Annotated in this window: 23 protein-coding genes; 11 read left to right on the plus strand and 12 right to left on the minus strand. The window is 33.4% G+C overall.

Features of this window, described 5'->3' with window-relative positions; all coding sequences use genetic code 11:
• Positions 1-22: 22 nt before the first annotated feature.
• The 3 genes from MY1_RS01360 to MY1_RS09770 all read right to left on the minus strand — a co-directional run bounded on the left by MY1_RS01360 (position 23) and on the right by MY1_RS09770 (position 1,519).
• Positions 23-613: a 30S ribosomal protein S4 gene (locus tag MY1_RS01360; RefSeq protein ID WP_007549701.1), complete on the minus strand. Its 591-nt coding sequence runs from the start codon at positions 611-613 to the stop codon at positions 23-25.
• A 9-nt stretch (positions 614-622) separates the two neighbouring features.
• Positions 623-1,216: a 30S ribosomal protein S13 gene (locus MY1_RS01365; RefSeq protein WP_048109362.1), complete on the minus strand. Its 594-nt coding sequence runs from the start codon at positions 1,214-1,216 to the stop codon at positions 623-625.
• Between the two features lie 150 nt (positions 1,217-1,366).
• Positions 1,367-1,519, minus strand: coding sequence for a hypothetical protein (locus MY1_RS09770; RefSeq protein ID WP_007549704.1), 153 nt, complete (start codon positions 1,517-1,519; stop codon positions 1,367-1,369).
• A 101-nt stretch (positions 1,520-1,620) separates the two neighbouring features.
• Between MY1_RS09770 and MY1_RS01370 the strand changes: the two genes are divergently transcribed.
• Entirely contained in the window at positions 1,621-1,932 is a 312-nt protein-coding gene (locus MY1_RS01370) for a hypothetical protein (RefSeq protein WP_007549705.1), read from the plus strand.
• Here the strand turns inward: MY1_RS01370 and MY1_RS01375 are convergent.
• Positions 1,925-2,422, minus strand: a complete 498-nt coding sequence (locus tag MY1_RS01375; protein ID WP_007549707.1) for a hypothetical protein — start codon at positions 2,420-2,422, stop codon at positions 1,925-1,927. The genes MY1_RS01370 and MY1_RS01375 overlap by 8 nt on opposite strands.
• 162 nt (positions 2,423-2,584) lie before the next feature.
• On the opposite strand from MY1_RS01375, the gene MY1_RS01380 reads away from it, so the two are divergent.
• Together MY1_RS01380 and MY1_RS01385 are read left to right on the plus strand one after the other, a co-directional pair.
• Positions 2,585-3,616, plus strand: coding sequence for a multicopper oxidase domain-containing protein (locus tag MY1_RS01380; protein WP_007549709.1), 1,032 nt, complete (start codon positions 2,585-2,587; stop codon positions 3,614-3,616).
• Positions 3,606-4,784, plus strand: coding sequence for a ZIP family metal transporter (locus tag MY1_RS01385; RefSeq protein ID WP_048109364.1), 1,179 nt, complete (start codon positions 3,606-3,608; stop codon positions 4,782-4,784). Before MY1_RS01380 ends, MY1_RS01385 begins: the two co-directional genes overlap by 11 nt.
• Here MY1_RS01385 and MY1_RS01390 read toward each other — a convergent pair.
• The gene (locus MY1_RS01390; RefSeq protein ID WP_007549711.1) at positions 4,781-6,133 is read right to left on the minus strand and encodes a cation diffusion facilitator family transporter; all 1,353 of its coding nucleotides are present in this window, start codon (positions 6,131-6,133) and stop codon (positions 4,781-4,783) included. The genes MY1_RS01385 and MY1_RS01390 overlap by 4 nt on opposite strands.
• Before the next feature lie 94 nt (positions 6,134-6,227).
• On the opposite strand from MY1_RS01390, the gene MY1_RS01395 reads away from it, so the two are divergent.
• From MY1_RS01395 to MY1_RS01415, 5 genes are all read left to right on the plus strand, one after another.
• Positions 6,228-9,413 carry a hypothetical protein gene (locus MY1_RS01395; protein ID WP_048110253.1) on the plus strand — a complete coding sequence of 1,062 codons (3,186 nt, stop codon included), beginning with the start codon at positions 6,228-6,230 and terminating at the stop codon, positions 9,411-9,413.
• A gap of 54 nt (positions 9,414-9,467) precedes the next feature.
• On the plus strand, positions 9,468-10,643 hold the full coding sequence (locus MY1_RS01400) for an EB domain-containing protein (RefSeq protein WP_048109366.1): 1,176 nt from the start codon (positions 9,468-9,470) through the stop codon (positions 10,641-10,643).
• Between the two features lie 134 nt (positions 10,644-10,777).
• Positions 10,778-12,058 carry a thrombospondin type 3 repeat-containing protein gene (locus tag MY1_RS01405; RefSeq protein WP_007549716.1) on the plus strand — a complete coding sequence of 427 codons (1,281 nt, stop codon included), beginning with the start codon at positions 10,778-10,780 and terminating at the stop codon, positions 12,056-12,058.
• A 98-nt stretch (positions 12,059-12,156) separates the two neighbouring features.
• Entirely contained in the window at positions 12,157-12,339 is a 183-nt protein-coding gene (locus MY1_RS01410) for a hypothetical protein (RefSeq protein WP_048109368.1), read from the plus strand.
• Positions 12,340-12,413: 74 nt separating this feature from the next.
• Complete coding sequence (locus MY1_RS01415) at positions 12,414-12,737, plus strand: hypothetical protein (RefSeq protein ID WP_048109370.1); 324 nt, start codon at positions 12,414-12,416, stop codon at positions 12,735-12,737.
• Here the strand turns inward: MY1_RS01415 and MY1_RS01420 are convergent.
• The 3 genes from MY1_RS01420 to MY1_RS01430 all read right to left on the minus strand — a co-directional run bounded on the left by MY1_RS01420 (position 12,732) and on the right by MY1_RS01430 (position 16,123).
• Positions 12,732-14,267 carry a B12-binding domain-containing radical SAM protein gene (locus MY1_RS01420; protein ID WP_007549719.1) on the minus strand — a complete coding sequence of 512 codons (1,536 nt, stop codon included), beginning with the start codon at positions 14,265-14,267 and terminating at the stop codon, positions 12,732-12,734. The genes MY1_RS01415 and MY1_RS01420 overlap by 6 nt on opposite strands.
• A gap of 125 nt (positions 14,268-14,392) precedes the next feature.
• A complete protein-coding gene (gene larB, locus MY1_RS01425; protein ID WP_007549720.1) occupies positions 14,393-15,175 on the minus strand; it encodes a nickel pincer cofactor biosynthesis protein LarB in 783 nt (260 codons plus the stop codon).
• 33 nt (positions 15,176-15,208) lie between these two features.
• A complete protein-coding gene (locus tag MY1_RS01430; RefSeq protein WP_007549722.1) occupies positions 15,209-16,123 on the minus strand; it encodes a malate dehydrogenase in 915 nt (304 codons plus the stop codon).
• A gap of 92 nt (positions 16,124-16,215) precedes the next feature.
• Between MY1_RS01430 and larC the strand changes: the two genes are divergently transcribed.
• From larC to MY1_RS01445, 3 genes are read left to right on the plus strand one after another with little or no spacing between them, the layout of a single operon-like run.
• Positions 16,216-17,448, plus strand: coding sequence for a nickel pincer cofactor biosynthesis protein LarC (gene larC, locus MY1_RS01435; protein WP_007549724.1), 1,233 nt, complete (start codon positions 16,216-16,218; stop codon positions 17,446-17,448).
• On the plus strand, positions 17,441-18,238 hold the full coding sequence (larE, locus tag MY1_RS01440) for an ATP-dependent sacrificial sulfur transferase LarE (protein ID WP_048110256.1): 798 nt from the start codon (positions 17,441-17,443) through the stop codon (positions 18,236-18,238). Before larC ends, larE begins: the two co-directional genes overlap by 8 nt.
• On the plus strand, positions 18,235-19,392 hold the full coding sequence (locus tag MY1_RS01445) for a cysteine desulfurase family protein (RefSeq protein ID WP_007549728.1): 1,158 nt from the start codon (positions 18,235-18,237) through the stop codon (positions 19,390-19,392). The genes larE and MY1_RS01445 overlap by 4 nt, the downstream gene beginning before the upstream one ends.
• 7 nt (positions 19,393-19,399) lie before the next feature.
• On the opposite strand, the gene MY1_RS01450 is transcribed toward MY1_RS01445, so the two are convergent.
• The 4 genes from MY1_RS01450 to MY1_RS01465 all read right to left on the minus strand — a co-directional run bounded on the left by MY1_RS01450 (position 19,400) and on the right by MY1_RS01465 (position 22,948).
• Positions 19,400-20,197 (minus strand): PEFG-CTERM sorting domain-containing protein, encoded by a 798-nt coding sequence (locus tag MY1_RS01450; protein ID WP_007549729.1) that lies wholly within the window; start codon positions 20,195-20,197, stop codon positions 19,400-19,402.
• A 71-nt stretch (positions 20,198-20,268) separates the two neighbouring features.
• Entirely contained in the window at positions 20,269-21,120 is an 852-nt protein-coding gene (locus tag MY1_RS01455; RefSeq protein ID WP_370464190.1) for a PEFG-CTERM sorting domain-containing protein, read from the minus strand.
• Positions 21,121-21,183: 63 nt separating this feature from the next.
• On the minus strand, positions 21,184-22,026 hold the full coding sequence (locus MY1_RS01460) for a PEFG-CTERM sorting domain-containing protein (protein WP_007549731.1): 843 nt from the start codon (positions 22,024-22,026) through the stop codon (positions 21,184-21,186).
• A gap of 106 nt (positions 22,027-22,132) precedes the next feature.
• A complete protein-coding gene (locus MY1_RS01465; RefSeq protein WP_007549732.1) occupies positions 22,133-22,948 on the minus strand; it encodes a PEFG-CTERM sorting domain-containing protein in 816 nt (271 codons plus the stop codon).
• Positions 22,949-23,035 lie beyond the last annotated feature (87 nt).

Genomic DNA, 23,035 nt, shown 5'->3' on the forward strand with positions numbered 1-23,035 from the left:
CTGTTAGACTTGTTTTTTATTATTATTTGGTTGAAGAACTTTCTACGGCATCTTCAGATTCTTTGGCTGCATCTATGTCTGAATTAACTTCTTGAGTTGTTTCTGGTTTTTTAGTACTTTCTAACATACTTGGAATGTTAGATTCAGGTGAAAAGTGAATATTCTTTTCCTCTTCAAGTGTTACAATATATGATGGGATGTCTACCTTTCTATCTCCAATCATTATGTGTCCATGAATTACTGCTTGCCTTGCTTGATAAGGTGTTTTAAATCCGAATTTTCTTGTTACAATTGTTTGTAGTCTACGCGAAAGTAAATCGTTAACTTGGAGATTCAACACATCATCTAATGTTGATTCATTACTTACCAGTCCAATTCTTGATAATGATTTCATCAAAATTGGTTCTTTTTCTAATCTAATTTCTTGTCTTAATGCAAGTAGTGATCTTGCTTGATGTCTAACTCGAGATAACTCTGTATGAGCTTTCCATAATTCTCTTTTTGATCTTAAACCAAAAGTTCCAAGAGTTTTTAATTCATCCATTTTTAATTCGTAATTTAGTGGTCTTTTTGGTTTTCGCCACATACGTCTTGGATATTTAGGATCTCCCAATCAATTCACCTATTTCTTTTTCTCCGCAGGTGCTGCTTTCTTTTCTTCAGATGGTTTAGCTGCTGCAGGTTTTGCTGTTGCTGTTGCACCAGCTGCAGGTGCTGCTGCGGCTGCTGCTGCAGGTGCTGCTGCGGCTGCTGCTGCAGGTGCTGCTTTACCAGCTTTTGCAACTCCAACAGCTCCTCCTTTTCTGCCTGTAGTTCTAGTACATTGTCCTCTAACTTTTAATCCATACATGTGACGATAACCTCTCCAACTGTTTGTGATCCTTTCTCTTTCGATATCATTTCTTAATGTAAAAGGAATATCTGATGTTAACAGATGCATATTTGCTCCAGTTTCTATATCCTTTCTTCTGTTAAGAAACCATGCTGGAAAATTTCCTGCTATGGGATTAGTAATTAATTTTTCAATTGATTCAACATTGGCTTCAGATAGAAAACCGATGTTTGTATTAGTGTTAATTTTTAAAGTATCTAAAATTGCAGTAGCAAAATTATATCCAATTCCTTTAATCTGGGTTAATCCGACAATAGCCTTTTTAGCTCCTGGAATGTCATTCCCCACAATCCTAACAATGTGTCTATATTCTTGAGTACTCAAGTATTCCAAAATTCTTAGTTACCCCGATAAAAACCATGCTAGGCGTCAATTCAAAGCATTTCAATTAGGAATTGATAATGATTATTCCTAATTTGTATCTCTTTAGGTCTATTTTAGTCACGATCTAATATGCACATAATACTTTCAAATTTATCTAAAGTCTGAATCTTCTGTCCAGTTTCTACCGTGTACATTCCATTGACTACATTTACAGCACTTTTTCACTCCTCTTTGAGCATCAATTTCAATACAGAAACAATGTTCTCCTTTTCCAGAAGGGTCTTTGAGACATAACTTTTGCATTATTTGCAATTATTTTTTTTATTAATTATCTTATTGGTATTCTAATGACTATAATTTTGAATTAGATAAGTTATAAATTCACATGAACATTTAGGAATAAAATGGATGATACATTTGATCGCGAAAAAGTAGTTGACTGCATGTTTGATCCTGTAACCTCATCCATTTTAGCTGAACTAGAAGATAGTGAAAAGGAATGTTCTTTCTTAGCAGAAAAATCATCTATTTCTGAAAGTGATGTTTTGGAAAGACTTTCTTACTTAATTGAAAAAGGGTTTATTTTTAAAAATTCAATTAATGGAAAATTTGTCTTTTCTGCAAATACTGAAAAATTAACTCAAATCGTAGAAAACAGTGATACCTTTAATGCAACAATTGAAGGCTTAGAAAAAATGGATAGCTATCTTAACTAAAAGATCTCTTACGATTTTTTATTGCATACATTGGAACAATAATCATTCCAATTAATCCAACTATGAGAACATATAGAGAAATAAATCCTAATGATTTCTTACCTGCGTCAGGTTCTGGTCCTATGACTCCAAAGATCTTAATTTCTTTATCATTTGTATTTTCGATAACTAATTTGTATGTGCCAGATGTAGTAATTTTGAACTGCCCTTCAAAGTCTTCTTCATTGATTGATTGTGATTCTATTTCAACATCAAATGGATCTAGTATTTTTGCTTTAATTCCTTTAGAATCCATTATTTGAATTGCATATATTCCATTTTGTGTCTCATTATCTAACTCAGCTGGAATTGTCAAACTTTCTCCGACCTTAATTTGTCCTTCTCCCTTGATCAAATCCTCAAAAATTACTTGATTTCCATAAAATGACAAAATTATTCCTGTACATACTATACCTCCCACAATCACAAAAAAAATACCGGTTCTTTGCATGTTCTGCTTGTGATATTCTTTAGTTTAAACCTAATTTTTTTTTGACTTGAATTCATTCTATAACCAAAAGTTAGATTGTGCTAAAAAAGTTAGCCTAGGCTAACTTTTAAATAAACAAATCCTGCATGATGATTATACTTGAAATTTAATCGTTCGAACGTTATGATCCTAGTAATTTTTGTAATTTTTGGAATTTCAATAATAATGATTTTTCCAGCAATATCTGAGGCTCAATCCGAGCAGAAAACATTTGTTACTCATTCTGGTGCAGTTGTAACGACATCTGGTGAAGTACTTGATCCGCTTTACACTGTATCATCTGTAGAGTTTGATCCAGATGAATATTTAAGAAATTTTGAGTATGGAAGATTATCGGTATCTGAAACTGGACAAACAATTCGTGATTATACAATAATCGCAGAAGATGATAAGATTCAAGAAATTTCTCCTGGAATATTTTACAATGTTTGGACTTTTAATGGAACTGTTCCTGGTCCTACAATAAGAGCTACTGAAGGTGACCTTGTTAGAGTTCATTTCATAAATAATGGTTCAAAAGAACATACTATACATTTTCATGGAATTCATCCAGCTGGAATGGATGGTGTTTTTGAACCTGTAGGTGGTAATGGCGGCCAATTTATTTATGAATTTGAAGCTGGTCCTGTTGGTGTTCATCCTTATCATTGTCATGTGATGCCACTTGAAGAACACATAGTTCATGGTCTTTATGGTGTCTTCATTGTTGATCCTAAGGAAAAACGTTCACCCGCTGACGAAATGGTGATGGTCTTAAATGGGTTGGATACTGATTTTGACACTGAAAATAATTTTTATGCCGTAAATACTATCCCATTTTATTATCAACACCATCCAATCCAGATTAACACCAACGAATTGATTCGAGTCTATGTTGTTAATATGGTAGAATTTGATCCAATAAACAATTTACATCTTCATGGTAATTTGTATAAGTATTATCCAACAGGAACTGATCTTGTTCCATCATTTTACACTGACATGATAACATTATCACAAACTGAACGTGGCATTATGGAATTTGAATACGAATATCCTGGAAAATATCTATTTCATGCCCATAAGGTAGAGTTCTCTGAAAAAGGATGGGTTGGAATATTTCTTGTAAAGGATAATCCTGACAAGAATTCTCAGAAGGTAGAATATGGAACTTAGTGATAATTCATCTAAAATCAAGATTATTGTTAGTGGCTTAATTCCATTTGCATTTGTAATCATTATGATGGCCTATATTTTCGGACCTGGTGCTGATTTGTTAGATTTAGGAATACCATTACCTGAAATAACTATTGAAAAAGTAGATTTTCATGATTCTGAAATTCGAGCAACCGTAAGAAACACTGGACCAATTCCAGTTGAGATATCAATGGCAGATGTCAATGATAGAATTCAACCTGCCGCAGTAGAACCAGATAGGTTTCTTGAACGATTCGAATCAGCTCTGGTTAGAATTCCATTTGAATGGAATGAGGCTGAACCATACATCATTGGAATTACTATAGGTGATGGAACACGATTTGAAAAAGAGATAGAAGCAGCAGCTCCTGCACTAGAGCCAACTATAGATCTTGCAATATTTTTTGCAATAATTGGAACTTATGTTGGAATAATACCTATAATGATAGGATTACTTTGGCTTCCTTTCATTAAGAAAATTAGCAAACAAAAATTCCATTTCTTTTTGGCATTAACTGCAGGATTGTTATTTTTCTTGGCAATTGATTCAATTGAAGAAGCAGTAGACGTATCAAATGAAAGTCTAGCTGGAAGCTTCAATGGAATTTTGCTTATTGCAACAGTAATTGTATTATCTTTTCTAGGATTGCTTTATTCAGGAAACAAACTTGTTTCAAGAGCCAACTCTTCCAAGCTTGCAAAACCTGTTGCAATTGCATTAATGATATCAATTGGAATTGGACTACACAATTTTGGAGAAGGATTAGCAATTGGTGCATCTGTTGGTTTAGGTTCTGTTGCATTTAGTACATTTTTGATTGTGGGCTTTGCTTTGCACAATACTACTGAAGGTATTGCAATTGCAGCGCCAATGTCTAGAGGAAAATTAATGATTAGAAAACTAGCCGCCATGGGAATGATTGCAGGCGCTCCAGCTATTTTTGGTGCATGGCTTGGTGGTTTTGTATATTCTCCATTTACATCAATAATCTTTCTTTCAATAGGTGCAGGCGCAATATTTCAAGTAATTATTGTGATTTTGAAATGGATTAGAGATGAGGGAGATAGTACTCTTTCTAGTGCTTCTGTAGCCTCTGGATTTGCCATAGGCATGTTAGTTATGTACCTGACAAGCATCTTAATCTAATCTGGTTCTGGATGTATTGTAATTACAGCATTTTTAATCTGAGTTCTTATGACATGTTCTATTTCAGATGTCATATCGTGAACTTTTTCAATAGATAATTCTTTGTCAAATGAACAATCGATATCAATTTTAAGAATATTTTCAAAATTTAAAGAAACTATTCGTCCTATTTTTTTAATTACAGTATATTGTTCTAAAATTTCTCTTATCTTTTCTTCTGTAATCTTATCTTCTACATTCAAATTTTTTGGAACTGTTAGAAATGGTTCAAGATGAATAGTTACATGTTCAATTTCAGGAATGTTTTCTTGAATTTTTTGTTCAATTTTCTCTGATATTTTATGAGCCGAATCAAGGTTGATTTCATTATCTACCATGACATGTAAATTTGAGTAAGTCTTTCCTTTAGTCTTATGAGATATAATATTATGAACTTCTTTAACTCCCTCTACACTTTTTGCGATGTCGTTAATTTTTGCATTTAGAGGCACGTTTTTCCAATTTGGCTCAAAATGAATAGTGATTGACGCGTTAGATAATTTCTTTTTAATGTTTTTTTCAACTGTACTGCTGATTTCATGTGCTCTATCAAAACTTGTATCGCCTCTTAGAGATATTGTGACATCTGTAAATATTACATCTCCGGATTTTCTCATTAAAATTGTTCCAACTTCTATCACTCCTTCGGTATTCAAGACAATTTCTTTTACTTTTTTTACAAGTTCTGGTGATATGATATCTGTTAAATCTAATGCAGTTCTATGAATTAATTTCAAACTAAGTATTACCAAAACAACTCCAAGAATTAATGCGGCAATAAAGTCTCCATTATAAAATCCATATACTACTAACACAATTCCCGCTATTGCAATTACTGTTGAACCAAGATCCATAAATGCATGATAGAAATCGGCTTTGAGAGTAACCCCTCCAATTTTTTTAATTGATCTTCGAAGAAGAACTATTCTAAAAATATCAATTCCGATTGTGTATAATCCACCAATAATTGCAAACATGCCAGGTAATGTATTATGTACTGGATTCTGTAATCTGTGAATTGATTCATAAATGAAAAATATCGCTATAAGAAAAATAGCAATTCCACCAATAAGTCCTCCAAGCGATTCAATTTTTCCATGACCATAGGTGTGTTCTTCATCAGGAGGTTTTATTGCGTATCTAGCAGCTAAAAGTAGTATTGCAGTCACAACACTATCTAATAGGGCATGAATACTATCTGTAATCAGACCAAGACTATTCGAAATTAAACCAAAAACTAATTCAACTATAAATGCTGAAAAAATGGCTACTAATGAAATCTGTAAAACCTTTGTTTTTTGTTCCAACATTTCTACCTCTTGGTAACCCTCTCATGTATTACAAGTATTCTAAATGCAATTCATACGACAAGATTATTTGTGATAAACGTTGTTTTTCTTTATGATGAGTCACAAATATGTAATTTTACTTGGCATTTTTTCATCCATACTGTTAACCCCAATTATTAGTGTAGAAGCAGCCAGCAATCCTAATCTATTTGTTTCAGCAGAGAACTCTCAATTTAACAACCGATTTTCTGGCTCTATGGTGGTTGAAGTTGTAATCCGCGACACAAATCTTCATGATACAGACCAAGGAAAAGGCGAACCCGACGTCACACTTAATGGTAAATCCTTACGAATGATTCAAGCAACTGATGGCAATTGGTATGCATATTTTGCAAATGTTGATAAAGCAAAAATAGCTGATTCTACCCAATCTACAACTTCTGGTAAAGGCTTAGACTTTGGTGTTTTTTGTAGTAGGGATACTGCATCATCTGTTTTTGGAATCTCTCTTTCTGAAACTGATGGTTTTGCAGTCCCAGGCAACAATGGTCTATCTGGTTTTACAAATGGCGTTTCATCATTTAATCAGTGTACTGGAACACTAACAAGCTCTACTAATCTTAACAATGTTGTAAGAAATCCACAGTCAATTAACACCAACTCCAATATTCCAACTGGTCAAATTGGATTGGATTCTGATGCATGGCCTTTAATTCAACTCTTCTCTTTTAGTGATGTCCAAATTCAATACAATGCCGGTGGAAACCCACAAAGTGTTTATCTTGAATACGACGAAAGTTCAAACATCTCTCTAACACTTGATAGATCAATATATCCTCAGAATTCACAAGTTTTTCTAACTGTAAATGATTTTCAATTAAATCAAGATCCAACAGATGAAGATTCATGGACATTTAATGTTAATTCCCCCCTTGCTACTTTTTACCAAGCATTTGATACTTCGGGTTCAAATTCTGCAAATGGTACTTCTGGATTAGTGAATTTGAACACTAATCTCTCAAATTTGGGTTTTAAAAATAATGGACAACTTTCAATTAATTTGGGAAATATAATGGAATTAACATCAAATGATAAGCAGCCTAGTACTTTTGTTGATGATGATATCCCCGGAAATCAATTTTCCAAAATTGTTACTTTAGTAGAAAATGGTCCAAACTCTGGAATCTTTGATAGTGTTGATAATGGTGATGAATCTGTTGTTAGAATTCTTGCTGACGCCCCAAGAGGTCAAAGTGGGCAAATAGACTATAATCAAAAATCTACTTCTGTTCTTACAGGTTCTTCAACATCTTCAATTTCAATAAAATCTACCTTGACTGTTGGAGAAGGTACTAAATCACTTACACCAGGCAAAAAATTTCCTGTAACTTTAATAGATTCTGATCAAAATATCAACTCTGCAAGTAGAGATCATTTAGATATTTTTAGAGATTCATCTTTAATTCCTACCTTAAAGATTGGAAATCCAACAACTCTTGGCAATGCAAATGATGTACAGTTTCATTCTTCTGCCACCGCATTAAATGCCGGTGATACATCTAACTCGTCAATACCTGACAAAAACTCTGCAAGATTGTTCATTGATACGTCAAATGTGGCAATTCCAACTTTTAAACAACTATCATTGAATCTTGGTGTTTCTGCATCAATCTTACAATCGCTTTTCATAGATTCATCTATTTCAAATAACGATGGTACTAACTGGATAAATTACGATCTTAGATCTTTTGAAAATGATTTTGGAATCACAGATTTTACAGATACGTCAATCACTCTATCTTTTGGAACTTTGGGTTCTTTACCAATAACTATAGTTGATTCTGGTGATCTGTCTTCATCCCATGGACTTGTTCAATTAGATGATGCCGATATTCAGCAACTATCTACTAGGAGTGGAATTGTATATCTTGTAATAAATTTTGATTCAAGTAATAACACTCCCACAGTTGGAAGTATTTCTGCAGAAAAAAATAAACAACCGATAGTTTTTGATTTCTTTTCGTTTGGGTTATCCAATAACAATGATATCAATAATGCCATTTACAGATTTGAATTAGAAGAGACAAGTGATAACTCTTCAAAATTTGTTGGTACTCTTGAATATGCTGTAGCTAATCAACTCAACATTTTAGATCCTAATTTCATTAAAACATTAAGAACAATAGATGATGAAATAAAATTTATTGTGACTAATAGATTGATTGATGAACAAGGAATTGCCATATCTTATTCTGATTTAGATAAAGTTGGAGTAATTACAACGACTTCTACTAAATCTGATATTTCTACCAATTCGGGTACTATCTCTTCTGGTTCAAGTACATATCGATTTGGTCAACCTGTGACAATTACCCTCAGAGACTCTGATCTTAATTTGAAAAGTGATGTTGTTGATATTTATCTAGTAAATAATGATCCAAATTCTCAAAATGTGGATACAGTTGGTAATTCAGGAAATATTTTGTTAGAAATTTTACTAAAAGATATTCGTTACAAACGATGTATTGTTAATGGAGTTGAGTATGGAGGACTTGCTTCTACTGGTTTTACATTAGTTGAGACTGGACCTAGTACTGGTGTATTTGAAGGAACGTTCAAGATGCCATCTCAAATTTGTGATAAGGCTGGAACAAAACTAATTTCAACAGCAGGAGGAAGTCTTGATGCAAAATATTATGACTCTAGAGATGCTTCTGGTAATTCAAACATATTTCACTTGTTAAATCCTAAATCAACAGCACAATTTTCTACTTTACCTCAATTAAGTACTGATAAAATTACAATTCCCTCATCTGGTTCTTCTGAAGAAATAATCTTGTCTGGTAGTATTGGTAATCATAAAAGAGGAATTCCATTAAATATCTCATTAATACGTCCAGATGGAGAAGTTCAAAACTTTGCTGCAGTGATATCTGATAGTGGAAACTATCGTGCTGCATTTTCAATCAATCAAAATTCTTTATCAGGTGTTTATAAAATTCAGTTATTACATAATGGTATTAACGTTGGATTAGTTTCGTTTACTGCTTCACATGATATGCCTGCTTGGATTAAAAACAATGTGAAACAATGGTCTTCTAATTCTGAAATTATTGATGGATTAAAACAAATGATTAAAGAAAAAATAATCAATTCTCCAAAAGAATATCAAAATTCTGAAAGAATGGTTCCTGATTGGATTCAAAATAATGCCAAATGGTGGTATAATGGACAAATTTCCGATGACGACTTTATAAAATCACTTCAATACTTGGTCAATAAAGGTATAATTCGAGTATAATCAGGTCAATTTTTCTTTCATTGAATACATAAATACCCTCATGCCTGATTCAAAATGAAAATGAAGCTCGTGGGTTTCCTAGTATTATTATCAATTTCTCTATTATCCTATGGATTTATTGGAAATGCATCTGCTCAAAGTGTAGAATGTGGGGATAATCAAATAGAACAAAATGGTGTTTGTCAGGATATTACCTGTGGCCCTAATCAAATATGGCAAAATAATGAATGCCAAGATGTTGTAACAGGCCCAAAAAATAATCTTAACTTAAAGACTGATCTTAACATTTACGGACAAGGCGGAATCGTAGTCATCAGCGGTCTGATTAACAATATTGAAAATCTTGGTTCTGGTGATGTCTCCATTATTGTTAGAGCACCAGATAACAATATCGTTACAATTGCCCAAGTTCATCCTAATACAGATGGTTCTTTTCAAACAACTGTAAAAGCTGATGGTCCACAATTCAAAGCACCAGGCGACTACAAAGTCTTTGCAAATTTTTCTGGATTAAAATCTGAAATTAAATTCAAATTTACTGGAGGAGATGGTGGTATCATCTCAGGTGGTGATAACAACCCAATTACATGTCCAACAGGTCAAAAATTAGTTAATGGAAAATGTGTTGTTGAAGAAATTACATGTCCAACAGGTCAAAAATTAGTTAATGGAAAATGTGTTGATGATGTACCAGAACCAATACAATGTCCTCCTGGTGAAGAATTAATGAATGGAAAATGTATTGTTCCAGAACCAGTAGAAGAAGAACCACCAGTATGTGGTAAAGGAACAGAATTGGTAAACGGTGTATGTCAAGTGATTAAAGTCGATGATGATAAAAAATCAGGTGGCGCATGTTTGATTGCTACTGCAGCATATGGAACTGAATTAGCACCCCAAGTACAATTCCTAAGAGAGATTAGAGATAATACTGTAATGAGCACTTCATCTGGAATGGCATTTATGAGTGGATTTAACCAAATCTATTATTCATTCTCACCAACAATTGCTGATCTAGAAAGAGAGCATCCATTGTTCCAAGAAGCAGTAAGAGCATTTATCACTCCAATGATATCTACTCTCTCAATTATGACACTAGCTGAAGATGGCTCTGATGCGCAAGTGTTAGGATTGGGACTCTCTGTTATTGCTTTGAACTTGGGAATGTACATTGCAGCACCAACAGTGATTGGTTTCAAAGTTCACAAACATTTGAAATCTAGAAAATAACCTAAATTTTTTTGATAACTTTTATCTTTAATTCAGAAACGATAAAACGTTCTTAATGTTTTTTATATGGTAAATCTGACCCATGCTGAGATAGGGAAAGAAGATTGAACAATTATACAATTTTATTCGGTTTTATGCTGCTTATCATTTTATCACCCAACAGCATTTTTGCACAATCCTCAGACACTGACAGTGACGGTATTCCAGATTCTTCAGACTCCTGTCCTACTGATCCTGAAACTATTAACGGATTTCAAGATTCAGACGGTTGTCCAGATGTGGTTCCTCCAACTGACACTGACAGTGACGGTATTCAAGATTCTTCAGACTCTTGTCCTACTGATCCTGAAACTATTAACGGATTTCAAGATTCAGACGGTTGTCCAGATGTAGCCCAACCAACTGACACTGACAGTGACGGTATTCCAGATTCTTCAGACTCTTGTCCTACTGATCCTGAAACTATTAACGGATTTCAAGATTCAGACGGTTGTCCAGATGTAGCCCAACCAACTGACACTGACAGTGACGGTATTCCAGATTCTTCAGACTCTTGTCCTACACAAGATGAGACAGTTAACGGATTTGAAGATTTAGACGGTTGTCCAGATGTAGTTCCTCCAACTGACACTGACAGTGACGGTATTCCAGATTCTTCAGACTCTTGTCCTACACAAGATGAGACAGTTAACGGATTTGAAGATTCAGACGGTTGTCCAGATGTGGTTCCTCCAAAAGATACTGATAATGATGGAATTGATGATAAGATAGATCAATGTCCTACCCAAGCTGAAACATTTAATGGGATTGAAGATTCAGACGGTTGTCCCGATGTAACAGCGCCAAAAGATACTGATAATGATGGAATTGATAATAAGATAGATCAATGTCCTACCCAAGCTGAAACATTTAATGGGATTGAAGATTCAGACGGTTGTCCCGATGTAACTACACTTCAAGACTCTGATAAAGATGGAATTGTAAATTCTGCAGATCTTTGTCCACGTTCTCCTGAAACATTTAACGGATTTCAAGATTCAGACGGTTGCCCAGATGTAGCCCAACCAACTGACACTGACAGTGACGGTATTCCAGATTCTATTGATTCTTGCCCAACTCAAGCTGAAACTATTAACGGATTTCAAGATTCAGACGGTTGCCCAGATGTAGCCCAACCAACTGACACTGACAGTGACGGTATTCCAGATTCTATTGATTCTTGCCCAACTCAAGCTGAAACTATTAACGGATTTCAAGATTCAGACGGTTGCCCTGACATCATTCCAACAACTGATTCCACTCCAATTTCTGAATCTGAAGATGATAACTCTCTATTGCAATGGACTGCTGTAATTGCTTCTGTTATTACTGCTGTAGGTGCAATTGGAGCTGCAAAATTAAGAAAATCATCTTAATTTCAAGTTTGTAATTAAACCAAACATTTAATGCCAAAAATTATTTTTATGATAATAATTGGTTTGCACGCCAACAATCCAGAAGGAATCATTCAAAAATGGTTCTTTCTGGAATTTTAACGAGGTTTGAATTTTTGTTATCTGAAGGATTACTTAATTTCTCTTTATACACTATTGAAATTGGACAAATAGCATTTGTTACTGCTGTAATAGTACTATCTGTAGCTGTATGTGTTAAAATTATTAAAAATAAAAAAACAAAAAATCATAATAAATTCTAAAAATCAAAACATTTTTCTATAATTTTCTTAACTATTACTCTAAGTTATTATATTCAAACAAACTCTAGATGTTTATGCATATCGAGTATGAAGAATTTGATTCAATTGAGGATATTTTCTTGTATATGGCAGCTGCTGCACCACCCATGAAAAATACTATGCCTATTAATTCGTATAAAGGATTTATCATGGCATTCATTCCACTTAGTCCTTCAAGCGGCGATTCTTATCTTATGATTTATGCTAAAGGTACTCTTGAAACAGGCATTTATGAATTTGATATTAATTCAAAATCTTTCAAAAAAGTAAGTGCAATTGAAAGAGCTGATAAAAATTACTTTATTTCTTTAACCCCAAAAAGAAATACTATCGCAGATGAAGCAATTAAAAATCTATAATTTTTTTGTTTGAATCTTTGGAGCAGTCACAGATCTACTTCTTGCATATTTATCAATAATTTCATCTGGAGTTCTTCCATTGAATAGATCTTTACATAATCCTCTTAGATATCTCATTATTGCCCATGTGCCTGCTTTTAGAATTCCATACATGAATACTTTCATTGGTGGACCATATGTCTTATTTCTAAGAATAATTGGAATAATATCATTAATTACACGAAGATTATTTTCCCAACATTTCCAAAATAATGTAAACTGAGCCTCATTCAAATTTCCAAAATGCATAGAATTCTTTTCACTAAAGTCTTGATAAAGCAATGGAGCAACCAATCCTCTGAAATTCATTTCTCTAAAGTCACTCATCATATCAATAGTATATTGTACATCATCTGGTGTTTCATCTGGCCATCCTATGATGATTGTAGCAGCTGGGAACCAATGATTGTCATTCAAAATTTTTGCTCCTTCTCTTACCACACTACCCCATTCTTCAGGAGCAAATGGTCTTGTTTTCACACCTAGATGTTTTTTTACCATGTTTGGTGCGACTGTCTCAATTCCTAAATTTGTTGCAAGCCACCTACCAGTTTCATCTTGTTTGTTAATCTTTGAAATTTGTCGCATTAGCTCTGGATCGGCAGCAACTGCTGAGAAAGTCATATGTGTAGTTCCTATAAAATTGGCTCCTAGTCCTTTAAGTCCTTTCCAAAGTTCTGTTATGGCATCTCTATTTGGAATAAAGTCTCTATTATCACATCCATAAAGTAACATCTCATCAGAATGGAGCCATACTGAGTCAAATCCGTAATCTAAATTGATCTTTGCTTCATATTGTAGTCTTTCTAATGGTAAATCTTTCTTTGATCTTTTATTTACATCGCAAAAATCACACCCTCTACCACATCCTCTCATTGCTTCAATGAGTGAGTTTATTGTTGGTCCTTCAATAACTGGAATGTTTTGTATATTTTTTACAAAACAATGCATTAATTCTGGAGCATCGCCTTTTTCTAAATCATGAAATAAATCTAAAGCTAGTTCATCAGCTTCCCCTACGACTACAGTATCTATTCCATGAATTTGCATTCTATCTGATTTTGCAAGTTCCCATGCACCATTTCCGCCAACCACTACATGAAAATCGTATTTCTTTTTTAATTGAATAATATTTGCACACATTTTTTTGAATTTCATAGCAACATAAGATAATTTTTCAGGTGACATTGTTGTTGTAACTGGCGCCATTCCCAAAGGATCCATCACATTGATTCCAACTACCTTGGTATCTGGTCCAATTGATTTTTCTAACATCTCTGGATTTGCAATAAAAACTTCATCGCGTTTGTATCCTTGAAGTAATGCACTTTCAACTCTTCTTAATCCAACTTGAGCAACCTTTGATTCTCCTGTAATTGGATCTGTTTCAACTGGAGGACAGAAAACTTTGTCAAACACCCATTCTGGAAGAACTTCATATGGTCCACAGGCAATAAATCCATAAAGAAAATTTCCTCTATAGTTTGTCATTAAGCTGCGATCAGCAGTTAGAACAATTCGTTTTCCAGCCAATATTAACAAGATTCGTTCTAGTATGGTATATATGATTTACGAGGTAAATTTGCCAATAATTTTCTATAATTTCTCAATTAGTGTTACTTTGTACTGTTTTTTTGTATTGCCCTATTTGCTATATTTGCAGATATTGCACCAGCAGCAATACCGTTGTCTATATTGACTACTGATAATCCTAACGAACAGCTTTGTAACATTGAAGCCAGTGCAGCAATGCCTTTTCCACCATACCCGTATCCTACAGAAGTCGGTATTCCAATTACTGGAATATCTACCATCGATGAAACTAAAGTAGCTAGTGCTCCTTCCATTCCTGCAACTACAATTATACAATCTACTTCTTCATTTACCATTTCTTTTAAAATTGGAAATATTCTTTGAATTCCAGCAACCCCGACATCATAGCTTGTAATACATTTACAATTCATTGCCTCACACATTAATCTGGCTTCTTCAGCAACTCCTATGTCTGATGTTCCAGCTGCCAATATGCCTACTTTTCCACCTTTGAATTCAATTGGTTTTTTAAAAAGTACTATAGTCGATGAATTTTTTCCAGTTTTAATTTTCATTTTTAATTTTTTTGCAAATGCTAAGATTTTTGAATAATCTTCTTTTTTGATTCTTGAAACTACTACTGAATTAGTTTTCTCTAGTGTTTTTTGAATGATTTTTTCAATTTCATCTATTCTTTTACTTTCTGCAAAAATTACTTCTGGTATTCCTTTACGTTTTCTTCTGTTAATATCGATTTTAGCAATACCTTCTATTTCCTCAATTGAATATAGTGATAATAGTTTTTTTGCTTTATCTAATGAAATTTTTCCTTTTTCCAATGATTTTAAAATTTCATGAATTTCCAATAATGTTTCATCTATGTTTGAATAAAAAAATGCTTAGATCTGTATGCCTGAAATTGCACTTTTAACATTTTGTATCCCTGCATCAAATAATTGTTTTTCTTCAGCATTTAGGTCAAGTTCAATTATTTTTTCAACACCTTTCTTCCCAATTACTGCAGGAACCCCAATTGTGACATCTGAATGACCGTACTCTCCATCTAGATATGTTGCAACTGGTATCACTTGCTTTCTATCTCTAACAACAGCTTCAATCATTGCAGAAATTGCATTTCCAGGTGCATGTACTGTTGCACCTTTTAACTCAATAACCTTAGCTGCAACCTGTTTTGTATTTTGTACAAGTTCATCTAGTTTTTGTTTTGGCAGAAATGAAGAAAGTGGAATTCCAGACACTGATGAGAATCTTGGCAATGGTAACATGTTTTCACCATGCTCTCCAATTACAAGTGCTCTGATAGAATCACGTGAATGTCCTGTGGCTTCATGAATAAATTGTCTAAATCTGGATAAATCTAACATTCCACCCATTCCAAAAACCCTACTTCTATCAAATCCTGATACCTTGTAAGTAATGTATGCCATTGGATCAAGTGGGTTTGTAACAGGAATTATCATAGAGTCATTTGCATATTTTTTGATATTTTCTACAACACTTTTTACAATGGTTGCATTAATTTTTAATAAATCCATTCTTGTCATTCCTGGTTTTCTTCCAGAACCTGCTACAACGACTATTATCTTAGAACCTTTCATATCTTCAAAATTGCTTGAACCCTTTACTTCTACATCTATTCCCTGTTCTGATAACATGTGATTGATATCCATTGCTTCACCTTGTGGTAATCCTTCTGCCACATCAAGTAAGAGTATTTGATCATCTAATCGCTTTAGTGCTGAAAACAGTGCTGCATCTCCACCAACTTTTCCTGAACCTATTATTGTAATCATGAAAGAAGCTGAAAATTTTCAATAATTAAATCTAATGAAATTTTTTATCTATTTAGACAGAATTTATATGCATTTTTGATAATTTTTAATCTATGGTAATTGTTATTGATCCTCAAATTGCAGGCATATCTGGAGATATGATTCTCTGTTCTTTAGTGGATTTAGGTGCAAATAAAACCAAAATTATTGATGGACTTAAGCAATCTGAAAAATTTCTTTCAAATTCAACCATCAAACAAATTGATTTTAAAAAAATAGATAAACATGGAATTGAATCCACTTCATTATTTTTAGAAATTGATGAACATGTTCATGAAAGAAAAGGCACTGAAATTAAAAAAGCAATTATGGATTCTGCAAATGAGATTGGTCTTTCTAACAAAGCAAAATCCTTTGCAGAATCATGTATTGATACATTAATTTTATCTGAATCTAAAATTCATGGGCTTCCTTTTGAGTCAGTTCATTTTCACGAAGCATCTAGTATTGATACTTTGATAGATATTGTTGGAACTGCAATAGCTATGGATGATTTAGCATTATTTGATGAAGAAATTATTTGTATGCCAATTGCTGTAGGTGGAGGAACTGTGACCTTTTCTCATGGAACCATGTCAAATCCTGCAAGTGCAATTATTCAAATCTTGAAAAATTCTAAATTATCAATTCATGGTTGCCAAGTAAAAGATGAATTAACTACTCCTACAGGTGCTAGTATACTTGTACATCTTGCAAAAACATCAATGGATTTCTATCCTTCCATGGAAATAATCTCTGTTGGATATGGTGCAGGAAAAAAGGAATTTGATGAATTTTCTAATGTTTTAAAGATTGTAAAAGGACATCAAAAAAATAATTTTCAATTAGATTCAGTTAAAATTCTAGAAACTAATGTTGATGATGTCTCTGGAGAAATCATGGGGAATTTAATTGAAAAAATTATGAATAAAGGTGCTAGGGATGTTTCCATTTACAATGGTATTACTAAAAAAGGAAGACCTACAAATCTCATATCTGTAATATGTGATGATGCATCACTTCATGAAATTATGGAACTTCTGGTAATTGAAACTGGGACTTTGGGAATTCGTGTAAGTACTTCAGATCGTTTTATTGTGCCAAGAAAAATCCATAATATCAAACTAATTTTTGATAATAATGAATTTTTAGTAAAATACAAAGTTTCATCTTTTAAAGGAAAAAATGATTTTAAAATTGAATTTGATGATTTAAAATTGATCTCAAATATCTTAAACAAGTCAATTAAGGAAACAGAATCATTGATTAGAAAAGAGATTATGAAATTAGATGTTAATTATGACTAAACTTGATAATCTCATTGATTGGTTTGGAACAAAGAAAAAGGTAATGATAGCTCTTTCTGGAGGTGTAGATAGTGCGCTTGTTGCTTATGCTGCATTTCAAAAATTAGGCGTATCTGCAATCGCAGTTACTGCAGACTACAAAACCTTGTCAAAAGAAGAACTAGAAACTGCCAAACAAATTTGTTCAGAAATAGGAATTCAGCAAATTCTTTTAGATTATGATGAGCTCCAAAATGAAGAATTTGTAAAGAATTCATCTGATCGTTGTTTTCATTGTAGATTAGAATTAGGTGATCACTTAGTTAATCTTGCAAAAAAACATGATGTTGAATTAATTGTTGATGGAACTAACTTGGATGATTTAGGTGAGTATCGTCCAGGAATTGAAGCCTTAAAAAACAATGGTATTCGAAGTCCTTTAGTAGAAACCAATTTTACCAAAAATGAGATTCGAGTAACCGCAAAACTTGTAGGATTGTCCGTATATGATAAACCATCAAATTCCTGTCTAGCCTCACGAATTCCTTGGGGCCAGAGAGTAACAAATGAAAAATTAACTAGAATTGAATTGAGTGAAACGTTTGTTAAACAAATTACAAATGTAAGACAAGTTAGAGTACGAGATCTAAACGGTATTGCAAAAATTGAAGTGGAGAAAGATGAAATATCTCTTCTTCAAGGTGATGCTTTGGAAGAAATTACTAAAAAATTAACATTGATAGGATTTCAATCCGTTAAAGTAGATCCTGATGGATATAGACCAGGAAAAATTAATGTGATTGCAGATTGATATATCTTGACAATGCAGCATCCACACAAATTCACGATGATGTTTTAGATGCAATGCTACCATATCTTAAAGAACAATATGGTAATCCTTCATCAATACATCGTTATGGTAGATTAGCCCATAAAGCTATAGAAAAAGCTAGAAAACAAATTGCATCATTGATTAATGCAAACTCATCAGAAATTTTCCTTACATCTGGTGGGACAGAATCTAATAACATGGCGCTTTGGGGAATTGCATCAAAAAAACCTTCTTCTAAAATAATTACTTCTTCCATTGAGCATGATGCAATATTAGAACCGTGTAAAAAATTAGTAAAAAGTGGATTTGATGTTCTTTATTTGCCTGTTGACAATCGCGGTGTTGTCAATCTAGATACTCTGAAAAATTCTCTTTCAGATGATGTATGTCTTGTTTCAATAATGTTTGCTAATAATGAAATGGGCACAATTGAGCCAATTGCAAAAATTGCTCAACTGTGTAATGAACAAAAAATTCCATTTCATACTGATGCTGTTCAGGCTGTAGGAAAAACTCCAATTGATGTCAAGCAATTAGGTATAGATTTACTTTCTATCTCATCTCATAAAATTAATGGACCTAAAGGTGTGGGTGCATTATACATACGAGATGGAATTGATATAGATCCCCTGATTTTAGGCGGAGGTCAAGAACATGGTTTACGCTCAGGAACCGAAAACGTGGCAAATATTGTAGGATTTGGAAAAGCATGTGAGATTGCTAAACTCCATCTTGTTGAGAATATCTCCCACATGAAAAAACTTCGTGATATCCTTATTGCAAAAATTGTCAATGAGATTCCATATGTTACACTTAACGGTGACATTGAAAATCGTTTACCAAATAATGCCCATTTTACTTTTCTTGGTGTTACAGGTGAAGACTTGATTATAAAACTAGATGAGTATGGTATAGCTGCATCTACTGGTTCTGCATGTTCAGTTCACACCCAAAAAGCGTCTCATGTTTTACAAGCAATGGGTTTTTCACATGAACAAATTACTGGTTCCTTAAGACTTTCCTTGGGTGTGTTTAACAACGAACAACAAATAGATGAAACAGTAAGTATCTTGAAAAAAGTAACTACTGAGTTACGTTCTGTTTCGCCATTTAAAGAAAAATATTCTTTTTGATTAAATTCTAAATAGGAATCTGAAATCTATTTTTTGTAACTATTATTGTTGTTATGATTCCTACTGCTAGAATCATCACTGCAATTGTACCAAATTCTGGAATTATTGTAGTGCCTATTATTTCGATATCTGAATCACCTTCTTCAAAATTAATTGTAATTATTCTTGAGTTTGTATTAGTTACAGTCTCTTGATATGGCACTTCTATGCCATCTATTATTATTATGAATGTGTCATCTGTTTGATCTTGTTTTTTTGCATCAAATGCATCTCTTGGCATTTCTAAGGTGATAGATCCATCATTTTCAGATTCTATTATTACTATTAATGCAAAGATATCTTTGTCTATGAGCATATTTTTTACAGTACCGCCATTTATAGAATAATTCACATCAAATGTGCCATAACTGCCAGCATCAACTTCAAATATGTCAGTTGCTATCACGTCTGATTTTGGTGAAAAATTGAATTGAGTTTCTGCAACATTATCTTCACCAAATGACGCTCTTACAGTATATTCCCCAGATTTAGCCCAATATGGACCCTCGGCAATGATTGTATATGAATAACTTCCGTCTTCTGCTACATTAAATTGTGCAACATCTACTAAATTACCTTGACTGAAAATTTGTAATGTGATAGGGGTGCCTACTATGATGGTACTTACATTACCTGAAATTACTACCGTATCTCCTTCTTTATATGAATTAGAATTTGTTTTTATTGTGATTAAGGACTGAGCAAAAACTGGTAGTGTGACAATCATTCCTAAAATTAAAAATACAAAAATAATTCTAGTTTTCACAAAAATTATTGTTGTACGATTGTATATTTCCTTTACTATCCTAAAATGAAAAAATGAAAAAAGTTGTGAATTTAGTATCTTGGCATAATGCTTAGTTTTGACTTTGCAGATACTGCAATTATTGAGATAATTGCTACTGCTAAGATCATCACTGCAATTGTACCAAATTCTGGGATTACAAAGGTACCTATCACTTCAATTTTTTGAGCACCTGCTAAGAAGTTGACTGTGACTTGATTGTCACTGATTTCTACATCATCCCATTCTTCTCCATCTACAAGTACCATGAAGATACCATCAAGAATTGATTTGTCTGGGTTTAATGTGAGTGTTCCATCTTCACTTGCGTTAATTCTTACGATAATTGCATTATCGTTAGAATTGATGCTTGCACCTGTTACCATTCCACCAGTAATAGTGTATGGTACACAATAATTGCCTTTTAGATAAATTTCTGAAGAGGCACAATTATTTGAGCTACCTGAAGTTGCACCACTTAACTCAACAAGTACTTTGTTGCTTTTTGAAGCACTTCCATAGTTGACTTTAATGGTGTATGTACCATCGTGTTTCCATAATTCACCATCTGTGTTGAGAATCGTTTTAAAACTACCGTCATTTTCAGGATTTATCTGAGCAATTGTAACGACAGAATTTAATGGATTCACAACAGTAACTGTTATTGGCATTCCAGAAACATTTGCTACTTTACCGTGTACTGTAATTTTATCACCATGTGAATAATCTGTATTATCTGTCCAAACAGACACAGGCATATCCATCAACAACATTTGTTGTGCTGCTTTTCTTCCAGCATCTGGTTCGTAACAACCTACACATGCTTGAGCATATGCTGATGATATGGTTAAAGTACCGACTGCAGTCAAAACGGCTAATAGCGCGAACGACGTACGGTTGTTCATCTTATTTGCAAAATGAATTTGTCTCTATTTATGTATATTTAAAAAATGAAAAAAGTTGTAAATTTAGTATCTTGGCATAATGCTTAGTTTTGACTTTGCAGATACTGCAATTATTGAGATAATTGCTACTGCTAAGATCATCACTGCGATTGTACCAAATTCTGGGATTACAAGACCATTTTCTATTCCTACTTCAATTGAAGATTTATCATTGCCTTGTTGAGCCACAATAGTATAATTGCCATCTTGTTTCCATAATGCGCCTCCTGTTATGATCTCTTTAGTAAAGTGACCATTTGCATTTAGATTTGGTGCAAATTGATCAACAACAATCACATTTCCATTTGGTGCAATTACTTTCAATGTAATTGAATTAGCGCTATCTGTAATGCCACTAATTTTGATTGTGTTAGATCCTGCCATTGAATTTGCTTCTTTAATCACCAGTGTTTTTCTTACTGTTTGGGTTGGTTCCACAAATCCCTTTTCTAAAGTAGATTGACTAACATTTGTTTCTGAGGTCATACCGTTTATGACTTCTACACGAAGTGACATTTTATACAATGAACTTCCATGTGGACTTTGTTCAGCTTTTATTGTATAGAATCCATTCTCCTTCCACATTGGAACTTTAAATTCAGTAGCAAAATCACCATTTTTGTCAGGTGTTAATTGATCAATGCTGACTACATTTAGACTAGGAGAAATTACTGTAAATGTAATATCTGTAACAGATGATTTTGTATGTCCGTTAATTGATATTGTGTCAGAGCCTTCTGATGCTATAGCTGAAATTGACATTCCTGTAGTTTGAGCAAATGCATCTTGTTGAATTGAAGTTATTGAAATTATTGACAAAACCATTACGATTAATGTCATTGATGTTGCTGAACTTTTAAAATTCATTCTAAATTGAAAACGGTTACTTGGTATTTATATACATTTTTAAAAATGATTCTGTATTATTTCTAGGGTCGATCACAAGATCTTAAAAAGAGAAAAAAAGATGAATTTAGTATCTTGGCATAATGCTTAGTTTTGACTTTGCAGATACTGCAATTATTGAGATAATTGCTACTGCTAAGATCATCACTGCGATTGTACCAAATTCTGGGACTACGGTAGTACCAATTATCTCGATTTCCTCAGCACCTGCTGGGAATTGAATTGTCAATGTTCTATCTGTAGAAGTTGTTATTTCCTCAAAGTCTACTTCTTCTCCGTCTACTAAGACAAAGAATGTATCATCTTGATCACCCATCTTTGCATCAATCAAAGCTCTAGGCAATGTAATGACAAGTGAACCGTCTTGACTTGCAGTTATTGCAATTATCAAGGAGTTTGCTTCTACATCTGGAGTGATGCTGATTAGTTTACCACCAGTTATCTTGTAACTGACCATAAATTCAGTACCTTCTACTGCCATTTTGGTTTCTTTTGGTCCACTATCTGATGAACCTGCAAATGAGAATGTGGTTTCAGCTGTACGAGTTTGGCTTCCATAAGTTACTTCAATTGTATAAGTTCCCCCTGATCTCATTAGTGGTCCACCTACAGTAAATTCAGTACTGTATTTTTTGTCTAAACCGACATCCAATTGATCGAGTATTACTCTATTTCCATTGGGTGCTGTTACTATGAGACTAATAGGAGTTCCAGAAAGAAGTTCTCTTACTTCTCCAGTTACTAAGACTATTTCACCATCTTCGTATGATGTCTTGTCTGTAGTGACCGAGATTGGATTTACTATTTGTCCAAATGCTGGTGCTATTCCAATACTTGCAATAATAATTGCAGATAAGGCTAACACCGATAGATGAGTATTCATCAATTTTACGCTCGAATTTATCCTATTTAAGGTTGTGAAAAATATTATTGACTAAAAAGAAAAAAGACTGATTTTCGCCGAATTTCA

This window comes from Nitrosarchaeum koreense MY1 (assembly GCF_000220175.1).
Lineage (GTDB): Archaea > Thermoproteota > Nitrososphaeria > Nitrososphaerales > Nitrosopumilaceae > Nitrosarchaeum > Nitrosarchaeum koreense.

Coding starts and splice junctions, on each gene's coding strand:
- MY1_RS01455 (WP_370464190.1), bottom strand. CDS start 21,120: ATGAACAACCGTACGTCGTTCGCGCTATTAGCCGTTTTGACTGCAGTC.
- MY1_RS01465 (WP_007549732.1), bottom strand. CDS start 22,948: ATGAATACTCATCTATCGGTGTTAGCCTTATCTGCAATTATTATTGCA.
- MY1_RS01405 (WP_007549716.1), top strand. CDS start 10,778: ATGCTGCTTATCATTTTATCACCCAACAGCATTTTTGCACAATCCTCA.
- MY1_RS01430 (WP_007549722.1), bottom strand. CDS start 16,123: ATGATTACAATAATAGGTTCAGGAAAAGTTGGTGGAGATGCAGCACTG.
- MY1_RS01400 (WP_048109366.1), top strand. CDS start 9,468: ATGAAAATGAAGCTCGTGGGTTTCCTAGTATTATTATCAATTTCTCTA.
- MY1_RS01385 (WP_048109364.1), top strand. CDS start 3,606: ATGGAACTTAGTGATAATTCATCTAAAATCAAGATTATTGTTAGTGGC.
- MY1_RS01395 (WP_048110253.1), top strand. CDS start 6,228: ATGAGTCACAAATATGTAATTTTACTTGGCATTTTTTCATCCATACTG.
- MY1_RS01420 (WP_007549719.1), bottom strand. CDS start 14,267: ATGACAAACTATAGAGGAAATTTTCTTTATGGATTTATTGCCTGTGGA.
- larC (WP_007549724.1), top strand. CDS start 16,216: ATGGTAATTGTTATTGATCCTCAAATTGCAGGCATATCTGGAGATATG.
- MY1_RS01410 (WP_048109368.1), top strand. CDS start 12,157: ATGGTTCTTTCTGGAATTTTAACGAGGTTTGAATTTTTGTTATCTGAA.
- MY1_RS01415 (WP_048109370.1), top strand. CDS start 12,414: ATGCATATCGAGTATGAAGAATTTGATTCAATTGAGGATATTTTCTTG.
- larE (WP_048110256.1), top strand. CDS start 17,441: ATGACTAAACTTGATAATCTCATTGATTGGTTTGGAACAAAGAAAAAG.
- MY1_RS01375 (WP_007549707.1), bottom strand. CDS start 2,422: ATGCAAAGAACCGGTATTTTTTTTGTGATTGTGGGAGGTATAGTATGT.
- MY1_RS01390 (WP_007549711.1), bottom strand. CDS start 6,133: ATGTTGGAACAAAAAACAAAGGTTTTACAGATTTCATTAGTAGCCATT.
- MY1_RS01460 (WP_007549731.1), bottom strand. CDS start 22,026: ATGAATTTTAAAAGTTCAGCAACATCAATGACATTAATCGTAATGGTT.
- MY1_RS01380 (WP_007549709.1), top strand. CDS start 2,585: ATGATCCTAGTAATTTTTGTAATTTTTGGAATTTCAATAATAATGATT.
- MY1_RS09770 (WP_007549704.1), bottom strand. CDS start 1,519: ATGCAAAAGTTATGTCTCAAAGACCCTTCTGGAAAAGGAGAACATTGT.
- MY1_RS01370 (WP_007549705.1), top strand. CDS start 1,621: ATGGATGATACATTTGATCGCGAAAAAGTAGTTGACTGCATGTTTGAT.